The organism is Ectopseudomonas chengduensis, assembly GCF_900102635.1.
Lineage (GTDB): Bacteria > Pseudomonadota > Gammaproteobacteria > Pseudomonadales > Pseudomonadaceae > Aquipseudomonas > Aquipseudomonas chengduensis.
Window position 1 is genome coordinate 165,417 of the sequence record NZ_FMZQ01000002.1, and the last position, 24,919, is coordinate 190,335.

The window sequence follows — 24,919 nt, forward strand, 5'->3', positions numbered from 1 at the left end:
ACTTAAGTGGTTGAAACATAAGTAAAAATAAAACTGAATAAGAATGTTTTTATTCCGCATCATGACGCCAAGTTATTGAATCAACGCAATAAAAAAGTTACTGAAAGTTCTACGCTGACTGAAACGGGGAAGTAACCCCGGTATTTTATTTTTCCGCGCCCATAAAAAAGCCCCGCAGAGCGGGGCATGGGGCACGCAGAATTCAGGCCGCGTAAGCCGAATGCGGGTCGCGGCTGTTCAGGTAGTCCTGCAGGCGGGCCTGCTGCGCCGGGGTCATGAACAGGCCCAGTTTGCTGCGCCGCCAGAGAATGTCGGCACTGCTGCGCGCCCATTCTTCACGGCGCAGGTATTCCACTTCGCGGGTGTAAAGCCCGGCACCGAGATGTTCGCCGAGATCGGTAAGGTTGTGTACGCCATCGAGCAGGCGCCAGGTACGGCTGCCATAGCTGGTAGCCCAGCGTCTGGCCAGGCTGGTGGGTAGCCAGCCATAGCGTTCGCAGAGCGCTTCGACCAGGGCGCTCTGGCCTTGCAGATCCTCACCACCGGGGAGCGGGGCGGTGGCTGTCCAGCTCGGCCCCAGGTTGCTGAAATGCGCGGCCAGTTCCTGCATGGCGGACTCGGCCAGCTTGCGATAAGTGGTCAGCTTGCCGCCGAAGACCGAAAGCAGTGGTGCCTCGCCCGGCGCGCCGGAGAGCGACAGGGTGTAGTCGCGGGTAATGGCCGACGGCTCATCGGATTCGTCATCGCACAGTGGGCGTACGCCCGCGAAGCTGTGCAGCACATCGTCGCGGCTGAGCTGTTGCTTGAAGTGATCATTGACCACCTTGAGCAGATAGTCGGTTTCCTCGGCAGTGATCGTCACTTGGGCGGGGTCGCCCTGATATTCGCGGTCAGTGGTGCCGATCAGGGTGAAGCGCTCCAGATAGGGGATGGCGAAGACGATGCGACGATCCTCGTTCTGCAGGATGTAGGCCTGCTCACCGTCATACAGGCGTGGCACGACGATGTGGCTGCCCTGGATCAGGCGGATGCCGTAGGGCGATTGCTGCTTGAGGTCTTCACGGATGAAGCGCGCGACCCAGGGGCCGGCGGCGTTGACCAGAGCGCGGGCGCGAATGGACAGCAGGCTGCCGTCGCTGCGCTCCAGATGGATATGCCAGAGCCCCTTGCTGCGCCGTGCACTGACGCAGCGAGTGCGCGGGTGGATGTGCGCGCCTTTTTCCCGCGCGGCCATGGCGTTGAGCACCACCAGGCGAGCATCGTCCACCCAGCAGTCGGAATATTCGAAACCGCGGCTGATCTCCGCTTTCAACGGGCTACCGGCGCCGAAGCGCACGCCGCGCGAAGCCGGCAGGCGCTCGCGCTTGCCCAGATGGTCGTAGAGGAACAGGCCGGCGCGGATCATCCAGGCCGGACGCAGGTGGGGGCGGTGCGGCAGAACGAAGCGCATCGGTTTGACGATATGCGGCGCCTTGGCCAGCAACACTTCGCGCTCGGCCAGGGCCTCACGTACCAGGCGGAATTCGTGGTGCTCCAGGTAGCGCAAGCCGCCATGGATCAGCTTGCTGCTGGCCGAGGAAGTGTGGCTGGCCAAGTCGTCCTTTTCGCAAAGGAACACGGACAAGCCACGACCGGCTGCATCGGCTGCGATGCCCACACCATTGATACCGCCGCCAACGACGGCGAGGTCATAGACTTCCGCAACGGGGCTGGCGAACTGGTCGTGGGGCATGTGGCACGCTCGGCTGTTGGATTCGAATGTGGTTATGTTCACTTTCGAAAATATGCTAGACGAAGATGCGCAGCTTCGCTACCCCGGCACACGATTGCGCGCCGAGCGGTATTGAACGGATGGGAGCAGGGGGTAAACCGTGATGGGTGCTTTGGCGGGTTACACCCGCCCTACGAGAACGTGCGCACTCAGACCAGGTCGAGCTGGACCTTGTGGCTGTGCAGCAGGCGGGTGATGGCGGCTGAAGGCGCGCTATCGGTAAAGACGCGGTCGACCAGGGCGATTGAGCCCAGGCGCACGACGGCGTTGCGGCCGAACTTGCTGGAGTCGGCGGCGAGGAAAACCTGCCGCGCGTTGTCGATGATCGCCTGGGAAACGCGTACTTCCTGATAGTCGAAGTCGAGCAGACTGCCGTCGTCGTCGATACCACTGATACCGACGATGGCGTAGTCGACCTTGAACTGCTGGATGAAATCCACCGCCGCCTGGCCGACGATACCGCCGTCGCTGCGCACCGTACCGCCGGCCACCAGGACTTCGAAGTCAGCCTTGGCGCTGAGTTGCGCGGCGACGTGCAGATTGTTGGTGATGATCTTCAGGCCCTTGTGGTTCTGCAGCTCTCGGGCGATGGCTTCGGTGGTGGTGCCGATATTGATGAACAGTGAGGCGTGATCAGGTATCTGCGCCGCCACGGCTTCGGCGATACGCTGTTTTTCTTCGCGCATCTGCCCGGCGCGCATGCCATAGGCGGTGTTCTGAATGCTCGATGATTCGCACGCCGCGCCGCCATGGGTGCGACGCAACAGACCGTGCTCGGCCAACTGGTTGATGTCGCGGCGAATGGTCTGTGGGGTGACGGCGAAGGCTTGAGCCAGTTCATCGATGCTGACGTAGCCACGGTCGCGGGCGAGGTTGAGGATTTCGTGCTGGCGGGGAGCGAGATTCATGAGCGCTTCCTGTGATGGTCACCCATTATAGGCTGTAGATGCGGAGGATTTCGGCCTGTTAATGTAGGGCATCTTTCACAGCGTTTTCACATTCGAACATGACCCCAGCCATCGATCTGTTGAAAAAGGCCAAGGCCGAACACCGTGTGCATAGCTACCAGCATGACCCCAAGGCGCCGTCCTATGGGCTGGAAGCGGCGGAAAAGCTCGGCTTGGCGCCCGAATGCGTGTTCAAGACTCTGCTCGCGGCGACCGAGAAAGGCGAGCTTCTGGTGGCGGTGGTGCCGGTCGTCGGCAGTCTCGATCTCAAGGCGCTGGCCGCAGCGGCTGGCGCGAAGAAGGCCGACATGGCCGACCCGACTGCCGCGCAGCGCGCCACTGGTTATCTGGTCGGCGGCATCAGCCCGCTGGGGCAGAAGAAACGCTTGCGCACCTTTATCGACGAGACCGCACGCCAGCATCCCACCATTCACGTCAGTGGCGGCCGGCGCGGGCTGGAACTGGAACTCTCGGCCGAGACCCTGGCGCAACATACCCAGGGGCAGTTCGCCGCTATCGGCAAAGCCTGAACCGAGCAGTATGCTGCCAGCAAAATAAGCCAGTCTGCAGTCAACTGCAGTGAACGTTAGCAGATCATTGAAAAACGTAGGCGAGGCAGCCAGTGCAAGGAAAAAATAGGCGAAAAAGCGGAGTTTACGCGTTGTAAATGAGCATTTTGAGCCTGTTTTTGACGCAGCAATGGCAACGCAGGTAGTTTTTCAACAGCCTGCTACCGATAACAACAAGGAATCTTGCATGACCCAATACCTGCTAGCCATCGACCAGGGCACCACCAGCTCCCGCGCCATCATATTCAGTGCCCAAGGCTTGCCGGTTGCACGTGCCCAGCAGGAGTTCAAGCAGTACTTCCCGCAGGATGGCTGGGTCGAGCACGACGGCCAGGAAATCTGGCTGTCCACGCTCAAGGTCTGCCGCGATGCGATTGCCAGCAGTGGACTGCAGCCGGAAGCGATCGCCGCCATCGGCATCACCAACCAGCGCGAAACCACCCTGGTGTGGGATGCCGTCAGTGGCACGCCTATCCATCCGGCCATCGTCTGGCAGGATCGTCGTACCGCTGATTATTGCGGCGGGCTCAAGGATCAGGGCCATGAGGCGATGGTCTCGGCCAAGACCGGCCTGCTGATCGACCCGTATTTCTCTGCCACCAAGCTGCGCTGGATCCTGGAGAACGTTCCAGGTGCCCGTGAGCGAGCTGAGCGCGGTGAACTGCGTTTTGGCACCGTCGACAGCTTCCTGCTGTGGCGTCTGACCGATGGCAAGGTGCATCGCACCGATGCCAGTAATGCCTCGCGCACACTGATGTTCAATATCCATACCCAGCAGTGGGATGAAGAGCTGCTCAAGCTGTTCGAGATCCCCGCCAGCCTGTTGCCCGAGGTGCTCGATTGCTCCGCCGAGTTCGGTCACACCGACAGCGAGCTGCTCGGCGCCAGCATCCCGGTGCTGGGCATGGCCGGTGACCAGCAGGCGGCGCTGATCGGCCAGGCCTGCTTCGAGCCGGGCATGGTCAAGAGCACTTACGGCACTGGATGCTTCATGATCCAGAACACCGGCGATCAGCCGGTGAGCTCGAAAAATCGCCTGCTCACCACGGTCGGCTATCGCCTCGATGGCAAGGTCACCTATGCGGTCGAGGGCAGCATCTTCGTGGCCGGTGCGGCGGTGCAGTGGCTGCGCGACGGCATCAAGCTGATCAGCCATGCGCGCGACAGCGAGGCGCTGGCCGAGGCCACCGGTGAGGCCTGCGGCGTCTATCTGGTGCCAGCATTCACCGGCCTGGGTGCGCCGTATTGGGACCCCAAGGCGCGTGGCGCCATCTTCGGCCTGACCCGCGACACCGGGATCAAGGAGATCGTCACCGCCGGCCTGCAGTCGGTGTGCTACCAGACCCGCGACTTGCTCGAGGCCATGCGCCAGGACGGTGCCGCGGCACCCAGTGCGCTGCGTGTCGACGGTGGCATGGTGGAGAACAACTGGGTCATGCAGTTTCTTGCCGACATTCTTGGGGTCAGCGTCGAGCGCCCGGAGGTCACCGAAACCACGGCGCTCGGCGTCGCCTACCTGGCGGGTCTGAAGCTGGGCCTTTACCAGGACCTCAATGCCATCGCCAGCCACTGGCATCGTCAGCAGCGCTTCGAGCCGCGAATGAACGAGGCGCACCGTGAGCGTCTCTACGCCGGTTGGCTGGATGCGGTGAAACGTGTGCGCAGCGAGCCCTGAAGCACCCCTGGATCGTAGGAGCGGCTTTAGCCGCGATGCTCTCAGAGCATCTGGAAAACAGGAACTGTATCTGTTGCGGCTTACCCTGCGCAGGCATGCTGACGGCTCTCATCTGGCCAGGAATGCAGCATGCCTCTCGAATTCCATCAAGTTGACGCCTTTACCGACCAGCCGTTCGCGGGCAATCCCGCTATGGTCTATCGCCTGGATGCCTGGCTCGACGATACGTTGATGCAGCGTATCGCCGCCGAGCACAACCTGGCCGAGACGGCATTCGTGGTGAAGGAGGGCAGTGCCTGGCATATCCGCTGGTTCACCCCGGTCAGCGAAGTGCCGCTGTGCGGGCATGCCACCCTGGCTGCGGCCAAAGTGCTGTTCGACATCTATCAGGAACCGGCCGAGGTACTGGATTTCACCTGCTTGTCCGGAGCGCTGCAGGTCACCCGCCAGGGTGAGCGTCTGCAGCTGGATTTCCCAGTGCGCCCGGTATTGTCGGTGGCGGCGTTGCTACACTCCGACGTCGAGCGCGCGCTGGGTCAGCCTGCGCAGCAGGTCCTGGCTCTGCTGAATGCCGATGGCAGCGTGCAGGAGCTGATGGTAGTGCTGGCGTCCGAGGCGCAGGTGCGCAGTTTCACCGCCGATCTGCCGGCGCTGGCCACCCTGCCTGGGCTTGGTGTACTGGTGACTGCCAGCGGGCAAAAGCACGACTTCGTCTCGCGCTACTTCGCGCCGAGCATTGGTATCGATGAAGACCCGGTGACCGGCTCGACGCACTGCATGCTGGTGCCTTACTGGGCCGAACGCCTGGAGCGCAGCGAACTAAGCGCTTTCCAGTGTTCGGCGCGCGGTGGTGAGCTGCTCTGTCGTCTGGAGGGCGAGCGGGTCAAGATTGCTGGCCACGCGCGGCATATCGCCAGTGGCCAGCTGATGCTCTGATCAGTTGCTGCTGACCCGGCGCACGCCACCGGAGTCGCTGAGTTGCAATTGCGCGGCGACGCTGCCGAGAGCCGGGAAGGCCACCAGGTGATCGGCGGCGACGCGGATGCCTACCTCGTCGCCTGGCTGGTGATCGGCATGGCTGGGGAAGATCGATTCCAACTGACTGCCGGTCGGCAGTTGCAGGCGGTAGAGCGTGGCAGCGCCGAGGAAGGTCTTGCCGACGATGCGCGCCTTCAGTTCGCTGTGCTCGTCCGGGACGATGTCGTCCGGGCGCAGCAATACGTCCACCGCGCTGCCCTGAGCCCAGGTATAGGCGCGGTTGCCGCGGATCATGCCGAGCTCGGTCTGCACCGTTTCCGGGCCGAGCAACTGGCCGCGAATGAAGTAACCCTGACCGATGAAGCTGGCGACGAAAGGCGTCAGCGGCTCGTGATAGAGGTTGAACGGTGTGTCCCACTGCTCCAGGCGACCATCCTTGAACACACCGACGTGATCGCTGACGGCGAATGCTTCTTCCTGATCGTGAGTGACCAGAATGGCGCTGGTGCCACGCGCCTTGAGAATTTCTCGTACCTCATGGCTCAGGCGCCTGCGCAGTTCGCCATCGAGGTTGGAGAAAGGTTCGTCGAGTAGCAGCAATTTCGGTTCCGGCGCCAGAGCGCGCGCCAGGGCGACCCGTTGCTGCTGACCACCGGACAGCTCGTGCGGGTAACGTTTGGCCAGGTTACCGAGCTTGACCAGCTCCAGCAGTTCTTGAGTGGCGTGCTCGGCGTTGGGCTGCTTGCGGATACCGAAGGCGACGTTTTCCGCCACACTCAGGTGGGGGAACAGGGCGTAATCCTGGAACACCATGCCGATATGGCGTTTCTCCGGCGCAAGGGTAAAACCGGCGCGGGAAATCACTTCACCTGCCAGTTCGATCTCGCCTTCCAGGACTGGCTCGAAACCGGCGATGGCGCGCAAGGTGGTGGTCTTGCCGCAGCCCGATGGGCCGAGCAGGCAGCCGATGTCGCCAGGGTTGAGGTGCAGGTCGAGATCCTGCACCACCTTGTGGGCGTGGTAGCCGCAGTTCAGTCCGCGTAGCTGCAGCAGAGGCTGGCTCATGCGTGGTGGTACGCCGGTTCGACCAGCATCTCCAGCAGTGCCTTCTGGGCGTGCAGGCGGTTCTCGGCCTGATCCCAGGCAACCGAGCGCGGGTCGTCGAGCAGGTCGAAGCTGATCTCTTCGCCACGGTGCGCCGGCAGGCAGTGCATGAAGAGCACGTCTTCGGCGGCGGCGTCGAGCAGCTCGCGGGTGACCTGGTAGGGGCGGAACAACGCCATGCGCTGCTCGGCTTCGTCTTCCTGGCCCATGGAGGCCCACACGTCGGTGCTGACCAGATGGGCGCCGGCCACTGCTTCGCGCGGGTCACGCACGACCTGAACGCGCTCGCCAGCCTGGGCCAGAAAGCGCGCATCCGGCTCGTAGCCAGCAGGGCAGGCGACCTTGAGCTGGAAGTCGAACTGCATCGCCGCTTCGATATAGGAGTTGCACATGTTGTTGCCGTCGCCGATCCAGGCCACCGTCTTGCCGGTGATGCTGCCGCGGTGTTCGAGGAAGGTTTGCATGTCGGCCAGCAACTGGCAGGGGTGCAGATCGTCGGACAGGCCGTTGATCACCGGTACCTTGGACTTGGCGGCGAACTCGATGAGGTTGCCGTGGGCGAAGGTGCGGATCATCACCGCGTCGAGCATGCTCGACATGACGATGGCAGCATCGCCGATCGGCTCGCCACGGCCCAGTTGGGTGTCGCGCGGCGAGAGGAAGATGGCCTGGCCACCGAGCTGGATCATGCCGGCTTCGAAGGACAGGCGGGTGCGAGTCGAGGCCTTCTCGAAGATCATGCCCAGCACGCGATTCTTCAGCGGCTCGAAAAGTACCCCACGGTTGCGCAGATTCTTCAGCTCGATGCCTCGGCGGATCAGTCCCACCAGTTCGTCCGGTGTGTAATCCATCATCGAGAGAAAGTGTCTGACGCTCATCGTTAACTACCTTTATCACTACAGTTCGCAAGCCCGCAGTCGGGGATAAAACCGACAAAAACAGCAGAGCTTGCGGCAGGAGGCCGCAGGGTGCGACGAAACAGGGGAAGGCGCGATCTTATAAGGAAATGACGAGACGGCGCAAATTGCCGCCCGCAGGCATACAAAATCCTGTTTTGTAAGCCTTTTCCCAAAGCTGCGTGCGAGATGTCACAAAACTGACATCATCGCTTGCACCGCTCTAGACCGGGCCTCTAGGATGCCGCCGCCTTTCCAAGGCAATGCATTGCCCCCGCAACGGGGACATCCATGGAATATATGTGCAAAGGAGTTTTGCATGAAACACGTAGCCTACGCCGCCGCTTTCTCCGCTCTCGCCCTGCTGACTGGCTGTGCCAGCCAGAACGTTAGCCAGCCGACCGTTCCGCTGAACGGCACCGTGCAAACTAACCTCAAGGCCGACGTGAAAGTGGGCGAGCCCATCTCCGGTCAATCTTCGGTGAACATCCTGTTCGGTGTGTTCAAGCTGGGTGGTGACACTCAGTTCGCCGATGGCGTGACCTACGGTGGTGGTGAGGGTGGTTTCGCGCTGGGTCTCGACCCGGTCGCTTCCGCCAAGTCCGCAGCTGCCTACAAGGCAGTCAAGGCCTCGGGTGCCGACGTGATCGTCGCCCCGCGTTACGAAGTGAACGTTCAGGATTACTTCGTGTACAAGACCGTTAGCGTCAACGTTACCGGCAACAAGGGCACCGTGACCTCCATCCGTTAATTCGGACAGTCGCGACCCTGAATCGGCAGGCTTGATGCCTGCCGATTCATGAGACGAACGCTGCTGGCGTCGTCTCCGCGCTCGGCCCATAGTTCATGACCTGCGACCTGACCGGTCGTCTCGGATCAGAACAAGAGGCCAGGCCATGACCAAGTCCCTCCATTACCGTGCGTGCCATCTGTGCGAAGCCATCTGTGGGCTCGCCATCGAAACCGAAGCTCAAGCTGACGGCAGCACGCAGATTCGCTCGATCAAGGGCGATGCCCAGGACAGCTTCAGCCGCGGCCATATCTGCCCCAAGGCTGTTGCGCTGCAGGACATCCAGAACGACCCCGACCGTATCCGCCAGCCCATGCGCCGCGTTGGCGAGCAGTGGCAGGCCATCGGCTGGGACGAGGCCTTCGATCTGGTGGCCGAGCGCCTGAGCACAATCCAGGCGGCGCATGGGCAGAACGCCGTGGCCGTGTATCAGGGCAATCCCAGCGTGCACAACTACGGGCTGATGACCCACAGCAACTACTTCCTCGGTCAGCTGAAAACCCGAAATCGCTTCTCCGCTACCTCGGTCGATCAGTTGCCGCACCACCTGACCAGCCTCCTGATGTACGGCCACGGCCTGCTGATTCCGATTCCCGATATCGATCACACCGATTTCATGCTGATTCTTGGCGGCAACCCGCTGGCCTCCAACGGCAGCATCATGACCGTGCCGGATGCGGAGAAGCGCCTGAAGGCCATACAGGCGCGTGGCGGCAAACTGGTGGTGGTCGACCCGCGGCGCAGCGAAACCGCGGCCATCGCCGACCAGCACCTGTTCGTGCGCCCCGGCAGCGATGCCGCGCTGCTGCTGGCGCTACTCAACACCCTGTTCGAGGAAGGCCTGACGCGCGACAGCCATCTGCCGGTGGAAGGGTTGGAACAGGTGCGTGAGGCGATTGCCGGCTTTGATGCGCAAGCCATGAGCGCACGTTGTGGGGTGCCGGCCGAAACCATTCGGCAACTGGCGCGGGATTTCGCCGCTGCCGACAAGGCCGTCTGCTACGGGCGTATGGGCGTTTCCACCCAGGCGTTCGGCACGCTTTGTCAGTGGCTGGTGCAGGTGATCAACCTGGTCACCGGCAACCTCGATCGCGCAGGCGGTGTGCTCTGCACAACGCCGGCGGTGGACCTGGTGGCGAGCACCTCGGGCGGGCATTTCAACCGTTGGCAGAGCCGGGTTTCCGGCTTGCCGGAATACGGCGGCGAGCTGCCGGTCTCGGCGCTGGCCGAGGAGATGCTGACGCCCGGCGAAGGGCAGATTCGTGCGCTGGTCACCGTGGCCGGCAACCCGGTGCTGTCAACGCCCAATGGGCGGCAACTGGAGCAGGCGCTGGACGGTCTGGAGTTCATGCTCTCGGTGGATTTCTACATCAACGAGACCACTCGCTACGCCGACCTGATCCTGCCGCCGACCGCGCCGCTGGAGCATGATCACTACGACACCACCTTCAATGTGTTCGCGGTGCGCAACGTCACCCGTTTCAACGAGGCGATCCTGGCCAAGCCGGACGGCGCGCTGCACGACTGGGAAATCTTCGTCGGCCTGGCCAAGGCCTTCGCGGCGCGCAATGGCCTTGAGCTGAAACCGACCATGGCGCCTGAGCAGATGATCGATATGGGCCTGCGTTTCGGCCCCCATGGTGATAGTAGCGAGCGCAAACTCAGCCTGGCGGCTTTGCGCGAGCAACCGCATGGGCTCGACCTGGGACCGCTGCAACCGAATCTTGCTGCGCGTCTGAAAACGCCGAGCAAGGCGGTGCAGGCCGCGCCTGAGCTGTTGCTGGCCGATCTGGCACGTTTCGCCGAGCAGCAACAACCGGCTGCTCATGAGCTGCTGCTGATCGGCCGTCGCCATGTGCGCAGCAACAACTCCTGGATGCACAACTATCACCGTCTGGTGAAGGGCAAGCCGCGTCATCAGTTGCTGATGAATCCGGCGGACCTGGCCAGTCGTGGCTTGGTCGATGGCCAGCGCGTAAGTGTGCGCTCGCGGGTCGGCAGCATCGAGGTAGAGGTGGCAGCCAGCGATGAGGTGATGGCGGGTGTGGTCAGTCTGCCCCACGGCTGGGGCCATGCCCGACCCGGCGTGCAGATGGATATCGCCCGCGCGCAGCCGGGCGCCAGTGCCAATGATCTGACTGACGAGCGCCAGCTCGATGCGCTGTCCGGCAATGCGGTGCTCAATGGCGTGCCGGTGGAGGTGGTGGCTGCGTAGCCCGAATGAAATCCGGGGTTGTCTCGACGTGATGGGGGGGATGGCAAGGCCGAGCATTGCGCTCGGTTTTTCGCTACAATCGCGCCACCGTGGCGACCGTCGGGTCGCGAAGTCTATGCTGAGGTGCCCCATGGATATCATCGAAACCATCAAAGAGCAGATCGCCAACAACACCGTTCTGCTGTACATGAAAGGCTCGCCCAACGCGCCGCAGTGTGGCTTCTCTGCCCGTGCTGCCCAGGTGGTGATGGGCTGCGGCGAGAAGTTCGCCTACGTCGACATCCTGCAGAACCCGGAAATCCGCGCCAACCTGCCGAAGTACGCCAACTGGCCGACCTTCCCGCAGCTGTGGGTCGGTGGTGAGCTGGTCGGCGGTAGCGACATCCTCACCGAGATGTATGAGAAGGGCGAGCTGCAGACCCTGATCAAGGATGCCGTGAGCAAAGCCGGCGCCTGATCACTGCTCGTGCAAAAAAGAACCCGCCTAGGCGGGTTCTTTCGTTTCTGCCAGCAGCTTTCTATTTCTGCAGCCACTGGCCGTTCAACTGGATGAACTGGCCCTTGGGCGTGCGCTCGATGGCCTTCTTGCCGGCGATGGCTTCCACGTCGTTCAGGCTGATGCCATTGTCCTGTGCCACCTTCTGATACTCGGCGCGACGCGCCTGGTTGATCAGGCGGGCAATTTCGTCGGCCTGGCCGCCAGGCTTGACCACGCCCAGGTAGCCGTTGGGTTGCTCGCCGAGCTGGCCGCTGGCCTTGGCTTCGCCCAGGGCACTCATGGCCTGGTTGAGGTTCAGTGCGTACGCCGGCAGGCTCAGGCTCAATGCCAGCAGCAGGGTCGAAATGTATCGAATCATCGTCTCTCTCCGTAGAACCTGTGCGGCGGGCTCAAAACAGACCACTGTCTTCGTTGAATACACTGTCCAGCGCCTTGTCCACCTTGATGTAGATTTCGTGCTCGACCTTGACGTTCAGGTTGATGTTGATCGGTTCGTTCGGCATCGCCAGTTGTACCGTCGGGGTACAGGCCTGGCACAGCAGCCCCAGGCTCAGGACTGCGAGGAGGCGGTACGTGCGCATGGCGCTACTCCTTTGGTTCTTGGGGGACACGCTGGCGCATCCATTGCTGAATCCGTTGCTGGATGATGCCACTGACCTTGTCGGTCAGCTGCAGGCTGGCCAGCAAGGCAGGGATGTCTTCTTCCAGATTGATGTTGAAATGGATGGGCCGACCTTTCTCGATGGCCGGGTTCTGTCCATGCAGGCGCATGCCCAGCCGCAGTGTGCCGGACTGATCATAGTCGACGCTACTGCTGAGCAGATCGTAGTGGAAGTCTTCCAGCGCGTCGGTGACCAGCTTCATGCCTGGGTTGGCCTGCCCCATGGCGCGGATGCGCGGTGAATGAAAACTCAGTTGTCCACCCGGGGGCCTGGCTTCGATCAGGCCCTGTTCGATACTGATGGCGTCAGCCAGGCGCAGCGGCAGGGTGCCGTCGATCAGCCCGCTACCGGCCAACCCTTCGGCTGGGTAGACGCGAAACAGCTCTTGCAGATCCAGGCCACTGAGCCGCAGGGGCAGCAACTGACTGGGTTGTTCCAGTGCCCAGGTCGCCGGTGCCAGGCTCAGGCTGCCGCCGAGAATGCCCAGTTCGGCGCGCTGGTGGGTCAGGCTGCCTGCCAGTGGTCGTTGCAGGCTGGCCTGGTAGCTGGCCTGCAGCCGCAGGGGGCCGAGCTCGATGCCGGGATCGAGCTGCTTGGCACTCAACTGAGGCAGGTCGAGGCGAAGTCGGTCGCCGTTCAGCTGCAGCTGTAGCTCTGCATCGAGACCACTCAAGGTGGAGCGGTCGTAGATGCCGGCCAAACCCTTGCCAGTCAGGCTGGCCTTGAGTTGCAAGGGCTTGTCACTGGGTAGTTGCAGGTCGGCCTCGGCCTGTACGCGGCCGTTGTCCAGCGCCAGCAGCGGTGGCCAGTCGGCCAGGGTTTGTGCCAGTGGGTTGCCGGCGCGCAGGAACAGCTCGTCCAGAGTGGCAGTCAGGTTCAGCGCATTGGCCGTGTTGTTCAAGCGCAGGGCCATGCTCAGGCCCGAATCGGCCAGCAGTGCACCGTCTAGGGTCTGGCTGCCGGCGTCGGCGTTGACGCGTCCCTGCCATTGCCAGCCCTGGGCCTGCAATTGTGGATGGTGCAGACGCTGGATGCGCAGGCCCAGCGGGCCGGACAGGGTCGGTGTGCTTGGGGGGCCGCTCAGGGTGATGCCGGCCAGCGTCGCCTGCGCTTGCTGCAGGTCAAGCTCGGCGCCGCGCAGGCGCAGGCGCAGGCGCTGGACGTCGAGGCGTGAGCTGTCGGCCAGACTGAGCCGCAACTGCTGCTGCGTGACGTTGCCTTTGAGGCCAAGACTCAGATGCAGGGCATCGAGACGGCTGTCAGCCAGATCCATGCGTTTGCTGCGCGCCTCGACCTGCAGGTGTCGAACGTCGAGTGCCCAGTCGGAGGATTGGTGCAGGGCAAGCTCGGCATCTGCCTGCAGTTCCAGCGGGCCGTGGCCGCTGACGTTCAACAGCAGGGCCAGCGCCTCATCGGCATCGCCCTCCAGAGGCGCGAGGTGCAGTTGCAATTGCTGCGGACGCAGGCCGCTCGGCAGCGACGCCAGCCAAGGTGCGTCCTGCGTGTCGAGCTGCAGTTGAGCGTTCAAACGCCGGGCCTGCCATCTGCCCAGGGTATTGCTGAGATCGAGCGCCAGCTCACCGCTGACCAGGCCGACGCCGGGAAGCGGCCAAGGCTGCGGTAGCTGCGCATCGACCCGCAGCCACCCGGAGGTGGCCATCAGTTCGCTGAACGTAGGGGGGACCTGCGGTACCTGCAACTGCCACTGGGCGTTCATCCCGGCCTGCCGGGGCGTGGCCGGCAGAGCGTCAGCGTCGAGTAGCGTCCATTCGCTCAGCCATTCGGCGAGCCAGGCCATATCCTGCAGAGCGGTAACCTCAAGCTCGCCGCTCCATTGCAGGGCATCGGCCTGAGCCTGCAAGTCGCTATGCAGGGCGATCTGCGGTTGATCATCGAGATGCAGGTTCAACTGCAGCTGTCGCGGGCTGTTCAGCTCTCTGCCCAGCCCCTGCAGTTGTGCTTGCAACTTCGCCCTGTGGGCTGCGCGCAACAGCAGCGTATGTAACTGCAGGGTATCGTCCAGCAGTCGTAGGTCGACGTCGCCCTGCAGTATGCAGCGGCCGCTGGCGCAGGGCAGTTGCGCTTGGGCGTTGCGCAGTTCGATGTGCCGTGGAAGCCATGGCAGGGTATTGCTCAGGGGCTGCAGTAGACGGCTCAGATCGTTGTCGCTCGGGCTTTCGGATTCTCCCTGCGCAGGCTGCCACGACAGGCGCAGGTCCTGTGCAACCAGGCGGTAGCGAGGCGCCTCACTGGCCAGCCAGTAGAGTTGCAGCTGTCCGCTTTGCACCAGCAGTTCGCCGTCGCGGCGTTGTACCAGGCTTGCATCCTGGAACTGCAGGCCTCGCCAGGAAAGGCTCAGTCGCTGCCAATCCAGTTCTATGTGCTGTTCCTCGAGCAGTTGCTGCACGCGGTAGCCGACATAGCAGGCCAGTAGCGACAGCAGCGCCAGTATCGCTACGCAGGTGCTCAGCCAGAAACGCCGGCGACTCATGAGTGTTCCTTGCTCGGTGCGGTCCACTGGACGGTACCCCATGCTCGAGTGAGTGCCAAGCGGCTTTCCGTGCTATTGTGTATTTACAGCTTTAAATATTTATTTTGTCGTAAACGAGCTAAGGAGGATGTGATGAGTGCTGTGACTCGCTCTCAGCCCGATGCCGATTCGGTACTGGCTAAAGCCCTGATCAATACCCGTGAGCAACTGGGGCTGACGCAGCAGGAGCTGGCCGACATCGTAGGCGTCCATCGCAGTGCCATCAGCCGCTGGAACGAGCAGGGCGGTTTGCGTCCGCAGAGCAAGACCGGCGAGCTGGCGCTGTTGCTGATTCGCGTCTATCGCGCGCTGTTTGCCCTGTTTGGTGGCAATCAGCAGGACATGCGCCATTTCCTACGCACCGAAAATCGCCATCTGGCAGGCATTCCGCTGCAGCAGATGAGTCAGGTGCAGGGGCTGGTGCGTGTTGTCGAGTATCTGGACGCCATTCGCGGCAAGGTCTGAAAGCCAATAAGTCCTGCTGCATCGAGAACGGGCTCGGTAGGCTGCGTACGACCAGCGAAGTTCGTCCGAAGGGGTGTTTGCGGCGGGTCAAAATACTGTATAAATATACAGATTAGCGGCTCTGACCATTGCTTGCCTGTTGTGATCAGCCGGAGGCTGTCACTAACCCAGCGCCTTGTACGGCTCCAGCGTCGCGATGCCTTTAGCAGGCTCTACCCTTGGGAGGTATCGCCATGGATATCTGGCAACTATGTGACGGCGAGCGACAGGTGCGACCGCTGCGCGGCAAGCTGTTGCGCATGGTGGAAAGCCAGGCGCAGGTTGCGACCCTGCAACTGGTGGATAACCTGGCCGAACAGGCCCTGCTCGAGGAACTGCTCGAGAGCAGCAAGCCGCCGCTGCCTGAAGCCGCCGAGCCGTTGCACTACCTGCTGAAGACGCCGTTTCGTTATCCGCCGCTGCGTTGGGGCTCGCGCTTCGGCACCGTGCACGAACCCAGCCTGTTCTACGCCGCTCAGCGTCTGGAAACGGCGATGGCCGAGGCCGCCTACTACCGTTTCGTATTGTGGAACGGCATGGTCGTGCCGCCGCCCAGTGGCCGCATCCTCTCCGAGCATTCGACCTTCGAGGCGCGTTACCGCGTCGAGCGAGGTATCCAGTTGCAACAGCCGCCTTTCGATCAACACGGCGCACTGTTGGCTCACCCTAGTGATTACAGCGTGCCTCAGCGTCTCGGTACGTCGATGCGCGCGGCGGGCATTCAGGCTTTCGAGTACCGCTCGGCACGCTGCCCTGACGGTGGCAGCAATGTGGCGCTCTACGTACCGGCTGCGTTCGCGGAGAAGCGTCCGCGTAATCTGACGGCCTGGTTGTGTGAAACCACGAGCGAGTACGTGGCGTTCAAGCATGCGCAAACGCCGGATCAACCACGGCTGTTTCACTGGGAGCAGTTTCTGGTGCAGGGGCAATTGCCGCACCCCGCGTAACGCCTGCGCTGGCGCGTCAGATGCCCCGAAACAGAGCGCTGCGCGGATCTGTCGCAGGGAGTTGTGCACAATGCTGAAGCAGGCTGTCATATCACTGTCAGAAACGCCGCTAAACGCTTGATTTTTCGTGGTTGATTTTTAAGTCAATGAAAAATATGAATTTTTTTCGTTGGTGAAAAAATCGACAGTTTGACTGAGAGCCCCACCGCATCAGGCCTGTGACTTCTTTCGCCCAAGTTGTTCACGGAGTTATCCACAGCTTCTGTGGATTGTGAGGGAACTCTTTTCTGCAGCCGCAAACGATCCGGCAGGCAAGACTTTACCTTCGAGAAAAAAGGAGTAGAGTGGCGCGCCCCGGCAGTCACCCCCCTTTATTTATGCCTCGCGCTTTGCCTTCTTCATCCCCTGCAACTCGTCCCGGTTCTTCTCGCCTGCCCATGCGCGTTGCGCTGTGGCTGCTCGACAGCCCGCGTCTGGGACAAACACCGAGCGTCAAACGCATCGCCGGCAACCTGCTCAAGCAGCCTGCCCGCAAGGGCTGTGTGCAGGCGCAAAGTCGGTTGGGCCAATTGCTCTGCCGCGACTGCGGAAATACCCGTGATCGCCGCATCGGTTATGAACTGCTACGCCAGGCTGCTCGCGCGGGCGATCGCAGTGCTCAGCTGGAGCTGGAGCGTCTGTCGCGCTGATTGCGTGCTGGCCCCGTGTAAATCGCCGGCGGGTATACTGCACGGCGGTCAAACATGGAGCGTCTATGCCAATCGATCCCCTCTCTCTCGCCATCGGCACCGTCGTTGCGCTGGTTCCGTTATTGGCTGGCCTTTGGTCCTTGCAGCGCCGGCTGGCTCGCGCGCAAGGCGAGCAGGCGCTGCTGCAGGAACGCCTGGAGCATGCGCAACTGAGCCAGGCCGGTTTGCTGGCTCAGCTCGATGCCTGTCGCGCCGAGTTGGCCGAAGTCAGCGAGATCAAGGTGGAGCAGCAGACCGAGTTGGCCGGCCTGCGTCGTGAGAACGAGTTGCTGCAGCAGGAGCGGCAGATTGCCCGTGAGGCGGCGCAGTCCTGGAATCAACAGCGCGAACGCAACGAAGCCGAATTGCGTCGGCTCACCGCCGAGTGTGCGGCGCTGGCTGCCGAGTTGCAGGAAAACCGCGATAACCAGCAACAGCGCCTCGACGATCTGCAGGGCGCGCGCAACGAGCTGCGCGCGCAGTTCTCCGAACTGGCGACGAAGATCTTCGATGAGCGCGAGCAGCGTTTCGCCGAGACCAGCCAGCAGCGCCTCGGCCAGTTGCTCGACCCACTCAAGGAGCGCATCCAGGCATTCGAGAAGCGCGTCGACGAGAGTTATCAGCAAGAAGCGCGCGAGCGTTTTTCCCTGAGCAAGGAATTGGAGCGTCTGCAGCAGCTCAACCAGCGCCTGGGCGACGAGGCGACCAATCTGACCCGTGCACTCAAGGGCCAGAAGACTCAGGGCAACTGGGGCGAGTTGGTGCTGGAGCGGGTGCTGGAGCATGCCGGCCTGGAGAAAGGGCGTGAATACCACACTCAGGTCAGCCTCAAGGGCGCTGGTGGCGAGCGCTTTCAGCCTGACGTGCTGATCCGCCTGCCGGGAGACAGGCAGGTGATCGTCGATGCCAAGGTCAGCCTCAGCGCCTACCAGCAGTATGTCGCGGCTGCGGACGAGCCGATTCGCCAGCAGGCGCTCAAGCAACACCTGATCTCGCTGCGCAGCCACCTCAAGGGCCTCTCCGGCAAGGATTACCAGCGCCTCGAAGGTTTGCACAGCCTGGATTTCGTCCTGCTCTTCGTGCCCATCGAGGCGGCCTTCGCCGCGGCGTTGCAGGCCGAGCCGGACCTGTTCCGAGAGGCCTTCGAGCAGCAGGTGGTTATCGTCAGCCCGACCACCTTGCTGGCTACCCTGCGGGTGATCGACAGCCTCTGGCGTCAGGAGCGTCAGGGCCAGAATGCGCGCGAGATCGCCGAGCGTGCCGGCCAGCTGTACGACAAGTTCGTTGCCTTCGTCGCCGATCTGGACGAGATGGGCAGCCGTCTGCAGCAATTGGACAAGGCGTACGCCAGTGCCCGCAACAAGCTGGTGGATGGTCGCGGCAACCTCATTGGCCGTGTGGAAAACCTCAAGCTGCTGGGCGCTCGCGCAAGCAAGAGCCTGCCAGGCGAGTTGCTCGAGCGCTCTGCCGATCTGCCGGCGCTGGACGAACTGGGCGAGTGAGCGATTTCTACCCGCTAGCGCAGGGGCGCTTGCTCGGGTTGTGTGCGAGGACGGGCCTGCTCCAGTCTGCTGACGTAGCCGCGCAGCCAGCCGGCCAGGGCGTTGGGCTCGGCCAACAACTGCCAGTGGCCGGCGCGGACTTCGCGACGGGTCAGTAGGGGCGCCCAGTGCTGCAGATCTTCGAACAGCTGTGGGCGTACGAAGCGGTCGTTCAGCGGCACGATCAGTTGCACTGGCACGCGGGTGCTGCGCGAGCGCGGCCTGAGCAGGCTGCGCATGAAATTGGCGCGATACAGCTGCACACCGCGCATGCCATCACTGCGCTGCGTAGGGCTCGCTGGCAGATTGCCCACACCTTCGAGGCGGCGCAGCAGCCAGGGCCAGGTGCGATCCAGGCCCAGACGCCAGCACAACTCCGGCAGCAGTGGGGTGTGGAAGAAAGCGATGTACCAGGAGCTGAGCAACTGCCTCAGCGCCTGCAGTAGTGCATCAGGGCGACGCAGACTCAGGCGCTGGCGCATCCAGTGGCCGACATGGTCGAGGCAAGGGCCGGAGATGCTGGTGTAGGACGCCAGCTGCGGCTGCATGCGTGGCTCGGTTACTGCCTCCCAGCTCTGGATCGAACCCCAGTCGTGAGCGACCAGATGCACCGGGCGCTCCGCACTGGTGGCCTGCACCACCGCTTCGAGATCGCGACCCAGTTGCTCCAGACGGTAGTCGCGCAGCCGTTTCGGCACCTCGGATGCACCGCAGCCACGCACATCATAAGCGACGATCCGGTAGTCGGCGGCCAGCTCGCGGATCAGCGGCCGCCAGATCTCGTGATTGTCCGGATAACCATGCACCAGCAGCAGGGTTGGGGCGTCAGCCTTTTCCCAGACATAGGTACGCAGGCGCAAGCCGTCGCTATCCACGTCCAACTGTCGAGGTGACAGTTCATCCCGCGACAGTGGCGCGTTCATCGCAGGAAATCGAATGGTTGGGCGAACAGGAACATGGCTGGCTCCACGAATGACGATTGCATCGCTCGGTGTAAGGGCCATTGTTGAGTGCTGGCTTGCCTCTGCCTAGCCCTGTTGGGCTGGCGTTACGAAAGTGCCAGTAACCTCTGTGCCGCTCTGAAACAGGGGGTTGGGCGATCCTGGAAGGTTTCGTGCAGCGCCAGTGCCTGGCAAGTCCAGTCCTTGGTTGGGGCTCTCGAAGGCAGGGTTGCCGCGAGTCGCGAAACCGCGCGAACGTGTCCGGCCATTGCTACCGGCTTGCTGCCGCGCGGTCAGATTGATGAAGTGCCGCGTATTTGCCTGCGTCGCGTACCCCGCCAGCGATGGCGCCTGGTGCGCCAATGCCGGTGGGGGACGTCGCGGTAGAGGTGGCAAACCTTCAGCAGTGGTCCCGCCCTGTGGAAAACATTCGGCCCCCTAGCCGCGCAACACCAGATGACGGCTGAGCAGGGCGCGCAGTGCGGCCGGCTTGACCGGCTTGGGCAGGTAGTCGAGGCCGGCGGCGTGTACCTCGGCAACCAGCTCCGGGCGACCGTCAGCGCTGATCACCACGCCCGGAACCGGTTCGCCCAGGCGCGTGCGTAGCCAGGCCATCAGCTCGGTACCGGTTTCGCCCTCGTCGAGGTGATAGTCGACCAGCGCCAGCTGCGGGTGCACATCTTCGCTGAGCAGGTGCTCGCACTCCAGACGATTGCGCGCTGTCCACACCTGGCAGCCCCAGCGTGACAGCAGGCTGTACATGCCGGTGAGGATGCTGTCTTCGTTGTCGATGCAGATTACCTGGGTGCCCTGCAGGGGTTGGCCATCCACTGCCGGTACGACTGGGCCTTGCGGTTTCGGCGCCGGTTTTCTCGCCAGCGGCACGCTGACGCTGAACACGCTGCCTTTGCCTGGCCAGGAACGCACTTCCAGGCGGTGGGCGAGCACGCGGCACAGGCCGTCGGCAATCGCCAGGCCCAGTCCCAGGCCTTTCTCTGCGCGCGTCTGGTGACTGTCGAGGCGCTTGAACTCCTCGAAGATCACCTTGCGCTTGTCTTCGGGGATACCCATGCCGCGGTCCCAGACTTCCAGGCGCAATTGTCCGCCTTCACGGCGCACGCCCAGCACCACGCGGCCCTTGGCGTAACGGAAGGCGTTGGTCAGGAAGTTCTGCAGGACCCGGCGCAGCAGCTTGATGTCGCTATCGATCCACTGGCGACTGCCGTGCACGCGCAGGTCGATACCCTGTTCGGCAGCCAGCACGCCAAACTCGGCGGCGAGGGTATCGAACAGGCTGGAGAGGGCGAAGGCGTGACGATCCGGGGTGATTCGGCCGTTTTCCAGACGTGAGATGTCCAGCAGGTCGGTGATCAGGTCCTCTGCCGAACGCAACGAGCTGTCCAGATGCCGGACCAGCTCCTGGGCTTCGTTGGGCAGGGCGTCATCCTGGTGGGCCAGCGCGGCTGAGAACAGCCGGGCTGCGTTGAGCGGCTGCATCAGGTCATGGCTGACCGCGGCGAGGAAGCGTGTTTTCGACTGGTTGGCGGCTTCGGCGTGGGCCTTGGCTTCGGTCAGTGCCTGATTCAGCTTCGACAGCTCATGGGTGCGTTCGGCAACCCGTCGTTCGAGGCTTTCGTTGGCGTCCTTGAGGGCGCGCTCGGCTTCGCGGAACTCGGTGATGTCGGTGAAACTCATGACGAAACCACCACCGGGCATGGGGTTGCCGATCAGCTCGATCACCCGGCCGTTGGGGAATACCCGTTCATAGCTGTGTGCCGTGCCCTGGCGCATCCAGTACAGACGCTTGGCGACGTTCTCCTCCAGGTCGCCGCTGCCGAGCATGCCGCGTTCGGCATTGAAGCGGATGATCTCGGCAATCGGCCGACCGACGTAGATCAGGCCCTCGGGGTACTCGAACAACTCCAGATAACGGTGGTTCCAGGCCACCAGGCGCAGGTTCTGGTCAACCACGCTGATGCCCTGGGTAATGTTCTCGATCGCACCCTGCAGCAGGGCGCGGTTGAACTGCAGCACCTCGCTGGCTTCGTCGACGATGCGCACCACATCCTCGACCTGCATCTCACGGCCTTCGATGGCGGCCTTGACCACCGCGCGGGTCGAGGAGGCGCCCAGCACACCGGCAAGCAGACGTTCGGTGTGGGCGATCCACTCGCTATTGGCCGGCTGGTTGGGATCGAAGTCCTTGCCTTTGCCCTGGCGCAGGGCGAAGCGGTTGAAGCTCTGGCGTGCGCGTTCTTCGCCGACGAAACGGCTGGACAGCATCAGCAGGTCGGCCACCTGCACTGCCAGCAGGCTGCGGTTGCTGGGTTTGGTGCCCAGGTCATGGCCGATGAAGCGCCCGGCCTGCCAATGCTCGGAAACGCGGGTACGCGAGAACCAGGAAACCCAGGCGAACAGCAGCAGGTTGCCGGTCAGTGACAGCACCACGCCACGCGTCAGCGGATCAACCTGCAGGCCGATGGGGGCGTAGAGCAGGGTGGTCAGGCCGGGGAAGCTGTCCAGCGACCAGCCCATGCCGCGTGCCGCCAGTGGCAGTACCAGGGTGTAGAACCAGAGCATGGCACCGAAGATCAGGCCGGCGAACACGCCGCGGCGGTTGGCCTGTTTCCACACCAGCGCGCCGAACATGGCGGGGGCCAGTTGGCCAATGGCGGCAAACGACACCTGGCCAATGGTGGCCAGGCTGGCGCCTTCGCCGAGCAGGCGGTAGCAGACATAGGCCAGCAGCAGGATCAGCACGATGCTGACCCGGCGCGCGGTGAGCATCCAGTGACGGAAGGCCTCGAACGGCCGCTCGGTGCTCTGCCGGCGCAGCAGCCAGGGTAGCAGCATGTCGTTGGAGATCATGGTCGACAATGCCACCGAGGCGACGATCACCATGCCGGTAGCGGCCGACGCGCCGCCGATGAAGGCCAGCACAGCCAGACTTGGATGGGCTTCGGCCAGCGGCAGGCTGATGACGAAGGAGTCCGGTGTCACGCCTGCCGGCAGCAGCATCTGCCCGGCGAGGGCGATAGGCACGACGAACAGCGCAGCCAGCATCAGGTAGGCGGGGAATACCCAGCGCGCCAGGCCCAGGTCCTTGGGCTCGATGTTCTCCACCACGGTGACGTGGAACTGCCGCGGCAGACAGATGATGGCGATCATCGCCATGCCGGTCTGCACCAGCATCGCCGGCCAGTTCACCGCCTCGTTCCAGAAGGCGTCCAGCTCGGCGGTGTTGTGTGCCTTGTCGAGCAGATCGTGGAAGCCGTTGTACAGGCCGAAGGTGACGAAGGCGCCAACGGCGAGGAAGGCCAGCAACTTGACCAGCGACTCGAAGGCAATCGCCAGCACCATGCCGCGATGGTGCTCGGTGACGTCTAGGTTGCGGGTGCCGAACAGAATGGTGAACAACGCTAGAGCCAGTGACACGATCAGCGCGGTGTCCTGAGCGCTGGTGCCGGTGTCCTGGGCATGTACACCGATCAGCAGATTGACGCCGAGCACGATGCCCTTGAGCTGCAGGGCGATGTAGGGCAACACGCCGACCAGGCAGATCAGCGCCACCACGATGGCCAGCGACTGCGACTTGCCGTAGCGCGCGGCGATGAAGTCGGCGATGGAGGTGATGTTCTCCTGCTTGCTGATCATCACCATCTTCTGCAGTACCCAGGGCATGGTCAGCAGCAGAATGGTCGGCCCGAGGTAGATCGGCAGGAACGACCATAGCTGTTCGGCTGCCTGGCCGACGGCGCCGAAGAAGGTCCAGCTGGTGCAGTAAACGGCCAGCGACAGCGAGTACACCCAGGCACGGATCTTCGGCGGCATAGGCGTGCTGCGGCGGTCACCATAGAAGGCGATGGCGAAAAGAATGGCCATGTAGATCAGGGCGACCGCGGCGATCAACCCGGGGGACAGCGACATGCAGACTCCGAAACGCACAGTGAAACGAAATGAGCCTGGCCGCCGAGGCGAGGCCGATGTTGATCAGTGTTGCACAAAGCCGGGCGCTGTCGGCTGCGACCAAGGTCGCAGCCAAGCAGACGTGCTTTGCGACGGGACTCGATTGTGCAGCAGCGCAGGGGCTGATAGCTTGGCGCGTTTGCGATTCTGCCCAAGGAAGGACCCTGAGGAAGCTCTATGTTCAAGCCGCAGCTGGTGACTTTGCAACGTGGCGCTCTGCGCCTGGAACCGCTCTCTGACGCGGATATCCCCGCGCTGGTGGCGCTGGCCGAAGCCAACCGGGAGGAACTGCTGTACATGAGCGGCACCCAGCGACTGGACTGGTACCGCAGCGCCCTGGCCGATATGCGCGAGCAGCGGGCACTGCCGTTCGTCATTCGTCTGGGTGACGAGTTGGTAGGCACCACCCGCTTTGCCGACTTCATGAACACCCTGCCGGCTTGTGAAATCGGCTGGACCTGGCTCGACCGCGGCCAGCATGGCAGCGGGTTGAACACCAGCATCAAGTACTTGATGCTCAAGCACGCTTTCGAAAATTGGGGCATGGTTCGCGTGCAACTGAAAACCGCCGCCAGCAACCTGCGTTCGCAACGCGCCATCGAGAAGCTTGGCGCCGTTCGTGAAGGGTTGCTGCGCAACCATCGCCGCCTGGCTGATGGCCGACTCGATGACACCGTGCTGTACAGCATCACCGACCTGGAATGGCCGGCGCTGCGTGGGGCCATGGAGGCGGGCTTCAACGCCTGAGCCTGATGCACAGTCGCGAGCAGACCCGCTTCTGGCAAGCTTCCGCATTGAGCGGCGTCGAGCTGTTGCAGGCGCGCTACCTTGAACAGCGCTTCGCGCCCCACGTGCATGAAGGTTTCGTGTTCACCGTGATCGAGCATGGCGCCCAGCGCTTTCGTCATCGCGGTTGTGATCATCTGGCCCCACAGGGCAGCATGGTGCTGATCAACCCGGACGAAGTGCACACTGGCTCCAAGGCGCACGAAGACGGTTGGCGCTATCGCGGTTTCTATCCCGACAACGCCCAGGTTCTGGGGGCGCTGCAGGAGCTGGGCCTGGCCAAGGCTGGCATGCCGTCGTTTGCCTTCAGCGTGCTGCATGATCCACGTTTGCATGCGGCCTTTCTGCAACTGCACCAACTGCTCGAGGGTGGTGCTGAGGCGCTGCAGCAGCAACTGGCCTGGCGTGAGGCGATTCTGCTGCTGTTTCAGCACCATGCGCAGCTTGCCGAACCACCTGCGCCTGGGCGTGAGCCCTGGGCAGTGGCTTGTGCCAAGCAGATGCTCGCCGAACGCCTGATCGAGCCGCCCTCGCTGGAGGAACTGGCGGCTGCGGTCAACCTCTCACCTTTTCACTTCGCGCGCGTATTTCGCCGCGCGACCGGCTTGCCGCCGCATGCCTGGCTCAAACAGCGTCGCCTCGAACAGGCGCGGGCATTGCTAAAGACGGGTTGCACGGCGGTCGCTGTGGCGATGCAGTTGGGCTTCGCCGATCAGAGTCACTTGTCGCGACAGTTCAAGCAGGTTTATGGCGTGAGCCCTGGCGAATATCGCAGCGCGGTGGCCCGGAGCTGACAGCAGGCAAAAAGGACCAGGCATGAAAAAGCCGGCGCTCCTTATCGGGGCGCCGGCTTTTTCAGCCCGCTATGTC

Annotated in this window: 21 protein-coding genes; 12 read left to right on the forward strand and 9 right to left on the reverse strand. The window is 62.9% G+C overall.

Going from position 1 to position 24,919, the window contains the following annotated elements; all coding sequences use genetic code 11:
* Positions 1-202 precede the first annotated feature (202 nt).
* Both glpD and BLS08_RS05365 read right to left on the reverse strand, forming a co-directional pair.
* The gene (gene glpD / locus BLS08_RS05360) at positions 203-1,732 is read right to left on the reverse strand and encodes a glycerol-3-phosphate dehydrogenase (RefSeq protein ID WP_017675083.1); all 1,530 of its coding nucleotides are present in this window, start codon (positions 1,730-1,732) and stop codon (positions 203-205) included.
* Positions 1,733-1,920: 188 nt separating this feature from the next.
* Complete coding sequence (locus tag BLS08_RS05365) at positions 1,921-2,679, reverse strand: DeoR/GlpR family DNA-binding transcription regulator (protein WP_017675082.1); 759 nt, start codon at positions 2,677-2,679, stop codon at positions 1,921-1,923.
* Between the two features lie 98 nt (positions 2,680-2,777).
* On the opposite strand from BLS08_RS05365, the gene ybaK reads away from it, so the two are divergent.
* From ybaK to BLS08_RS05380, 3 genes are all read left to right on the forward strand, one after another.
* Positions 2,778-3,248, forward strand: a complete 471-nt coding sequence (gene ybaK / locus BLS08_RS05370; protein WP_017675081.1) for a Cys-tRNA(Pro) deacylase — start codon at positions 2,778-2,780, stop codon at positions 3,246-3,248.
* Between the two features lie 226 nt (positions 3,249-3,474).
* On the forward strand, positions 3,475-4,962 hold the full coding sequence (glpK, locus tag BLS08_RS05375) for a glycerol kinase GlpK (protein ID WP_090336189.1): 1,488 nt from the start codon (positions 3,475-3,477) through the stop codon (positions 4,960-4,962).
* 129 nt (positions 4,963-5,091) lie between these two features.
* Positions 5,092-5,898 carry a PhzF family phenazine biosynthesis protein gene (locus BLS08_RS05380; RefSeq protein ID WP_090336190.1) on the forward strand — a complete coding sequence of 269 codons (807 nt, stop codon included), beginning with the start codon at positions 5,092-5,094 and terminating at the stop codon, positions 5,896-5,898.
* On the opposite strand, the gene BLS08_RS05385 is transcribed toward BLS08_RS05380, so the two are convergent.
* Together BLS08_RS05385 and argF are read right to left on the reverse strand one after the other, a co-directional pair.
* Positions 5,899-7,005 (reverse strand): ABC transporter ATP-binding protein, encoded by a 1,107-nt coding sequence (locus tag BLS08_RS05385; protein WP_055986866.1) that lies wholly within the window; start codon positions 7,003-7,005, stop codon positions 5,899-5,901.
* On the reverse strand, positions 7,002-7,922 hold the full coding sequence (gene argF, locus BLS08_RS05390) for an ornithine carbamoyltransferase (protein ID WP_090336192.1): 921 nt from the start codon (positions 7,920-7,922) through the stop codon (positions 7,002-7,004). The genes BLS08_RS05385 and argF overlap by 4 nt, the downstream gene beginning before the upstream one ends.
* Before the next feature lie 337 nt (positions 7,923-8,259).
* Here argF and BLS08_RS05395 point away from each other — a divergent pair, with 337 nt between their 5' ends.
* From BLS08_RS05395 to grxD, 3 genes are all read left to right on the forward strand, one after another.
* The gene (locus BLS08_RS05395) at positions 8,260-8,691 is read left to right on the forward strand and encodes a hypothetical protein (RefSeq protein ID WP_021490288.1); all 432 of its coding nucleotides are present in this window, start codon (positions 8,260-8,262) and stop codon (positions 8,689-8,691) included.
* Positions 8,692-8,836: 145 nt separating this feature from the next.
* Positions 8,837-10,945: a molybdopterin oxidoreductase family protein gene (locus tag BLS08_RS05400; protein ID WP_090336194.1), complete on the forward strand. Its 2,109-nt coding sequence runs from the start codon at positions 8,837-8,839 to the stop codon at positions 10,943-10,945.
* A 130-nt stretch (positions 10,946-11,075) separates the two neighbouring features.
* Positions 11,076-11,402: a Grx4 family monothiol glutaredoxin gene (grxD, locus tag BLS08_RS05405; RefSeq protein WP_013716756.1), complete on the forward strand. Its 327-nt coding sequence runs from the start codon at positions 11,076-11,078 to the stop codon at positions 11,400-11,402.
* 61 nt (positions 11,403-11,463) lie between these two features.
* Here grxD and BLS08_RS05410 read toward each other — a convergent pair whose 3' ends face one another.
* Genes BLS08_RS05410 through BLS08_RS05420 form a run of 3 tightly spaced genes read right to left on the reverse strand, consistent with a single transcriptional unit; the run spans position 11,464 to position 14,597 of the window.
* On the reverse strand, positions 11,464-11,802 hold the full coding sequence (locus BLS08_RS05410; RefSeq protein WP_017675075.1) for a YdbL family probable chaperone protein: 339 nt from the start codon (positions 11,800-11,802) through the stop codon (positions 11,464-11,466).
* A gap of 31 nt (positions 11,803-11,833) precedes the next feature.
* Positions 11,834-12,025 (reverse strand): YnbE family lipoprotein, encoded by a 192-nt coding sequence (locus BLS08_RS05415; protein ID WP_003462588.1) that lies wholly within the window; start codon positions 12,023-12,025, stop codon positions 11,834-11,836.
* A 4-nt stretch (positions 12,026-12,029) separates the two neighbouring features.
* Entirely contained in the window at positions 12,030-14,597 is a 2,568-nt protein-coding gene (locus BLS08_RS05420) for an intermembrane phospholipid transport YdbH family protein (protein ID WP_090336196.1), read from the reverse strand.
* A gap of 132 nt (positions 14,598-14,729) precedes the next feature.
* Here BLS08_RS05420 and BLS08_RS05425 point away from each other — a divergent pair, with 132 nt between their 5' ends.
* The 4 genes from BLS08_RS05425 to rmuC all read left to right on the forward strand — a co-directional run bounded on the left by BLS08_RS05425 (position 14,730) and on the right by rmuC (position 18,317).
* Positions 14,730-15,101, forward strand: a complete 372-nt coding sequence (locus tag BLS08_RS05425) for an antitoxin Xre/MbcA/ParS toxin-binding domain-containing protein (protein ID WP_090336198.1) — start codon at positions 14,730-14,732, stop codon at positions 15,099-15,101.
* 233 nt (positions 15,102-15,334) lie between these two features.
* Entirely contained in the window at positions 15,335-16,087 is a 753-nt protein-coding gene (locus BLS08_RS05430; RefSeq protein WP_090336199.1) for an RES family NAD+ phosphorylase, read from the forward strand.
* A gap of 437 nt (positions 16,088-16,524) precedes the next feature.
* Positions 16,525-16,776: an SEL1-like repeat protein gene (locus BLS08_RS05435; protein ID WP_017675070.1), complete on the forward strand. Its 252-nt coding sequence runs from the start codon at positions 16,525-16,527 to the stop codon at positions 16,774-16,776.
* Positions 16,777-16,841: 65 nt separating this feature from the next.
* Complete coding sequence (gene rmuC / locus BLS08_RS05440; RefSeq protein WP_021490283.1) at positions 16,842-18,317, forward strand: DNA recombination protein RmuC; 1,476 nt, start codon at positions 16,842-16,844, stop codon at positions 18,315-18,317.
* Between the two features lie 14 nt (positions 18,318-18,331).
* On the opposite strand, the gene BLS08_RS05445 is transcribed toward rmuC, so the two are convergent.
* Together BLS08_RS05445 and BLS08_RS05450 are read right to left on the reverse strand one after the other, a co-directional pair.
* Positions 18,332-19,279, reverse strand: coding sequence for an alpha/beta fold hydrolase (locus tag BLS08_RS05445; RefSeq protein WP_090336201.1), 948 nt, complete (start codon positions 19,277-19,279; stop codon positions 18,332-18,334).
* Between the two features lie 456 nt (positions 19,280-19,735).
* On the reverse strand, positions 19,736-23,224 hold the full coding sequence (locus tag BLS08_RS05450; protein WP_017675067.1) for a hybrid sensor histidine kinase/response regulator: 3,489 nt from the start codon (positions 23,222-23,224) through the stop codon (positions 19,736-19,738).
* A 216-nt stretch (positions 23,225-23,440) separates the two neighbouring features.
* Between BLS08_RS05450 and BLS08_RS05455 the strand changes: the two genes are divergently transcribed.
* Together BLS08_RS05455 and BLS08_RS05460 are read left to right on the forward strand one after the other, a co-directional pair.
* Positions 23,441-24,010: a GNAT family N-acetyltransferase gene (locus BLS08_RS05455; protein ID WP_017675066.1), complete on the forward strand. Its 570-nt coding sequence runs from the start codon at positions 23,441-23,443 to the stop codon at positions 24,008-24,010.
* A 5-nt stretch (positions 24,011-24,015) separates the two neighbouring features.
* Entirely contained in the window at positions 24,016-24,843 is an 828-nt protein-coding gene (locus BLS08_RS05460) for a helix-turn-helix transcriptional regulator (protein ID WP_017675065.1), read from the forward strand.
* Positions 24,844-24,919: the final 76 nt, after the last annotated feature.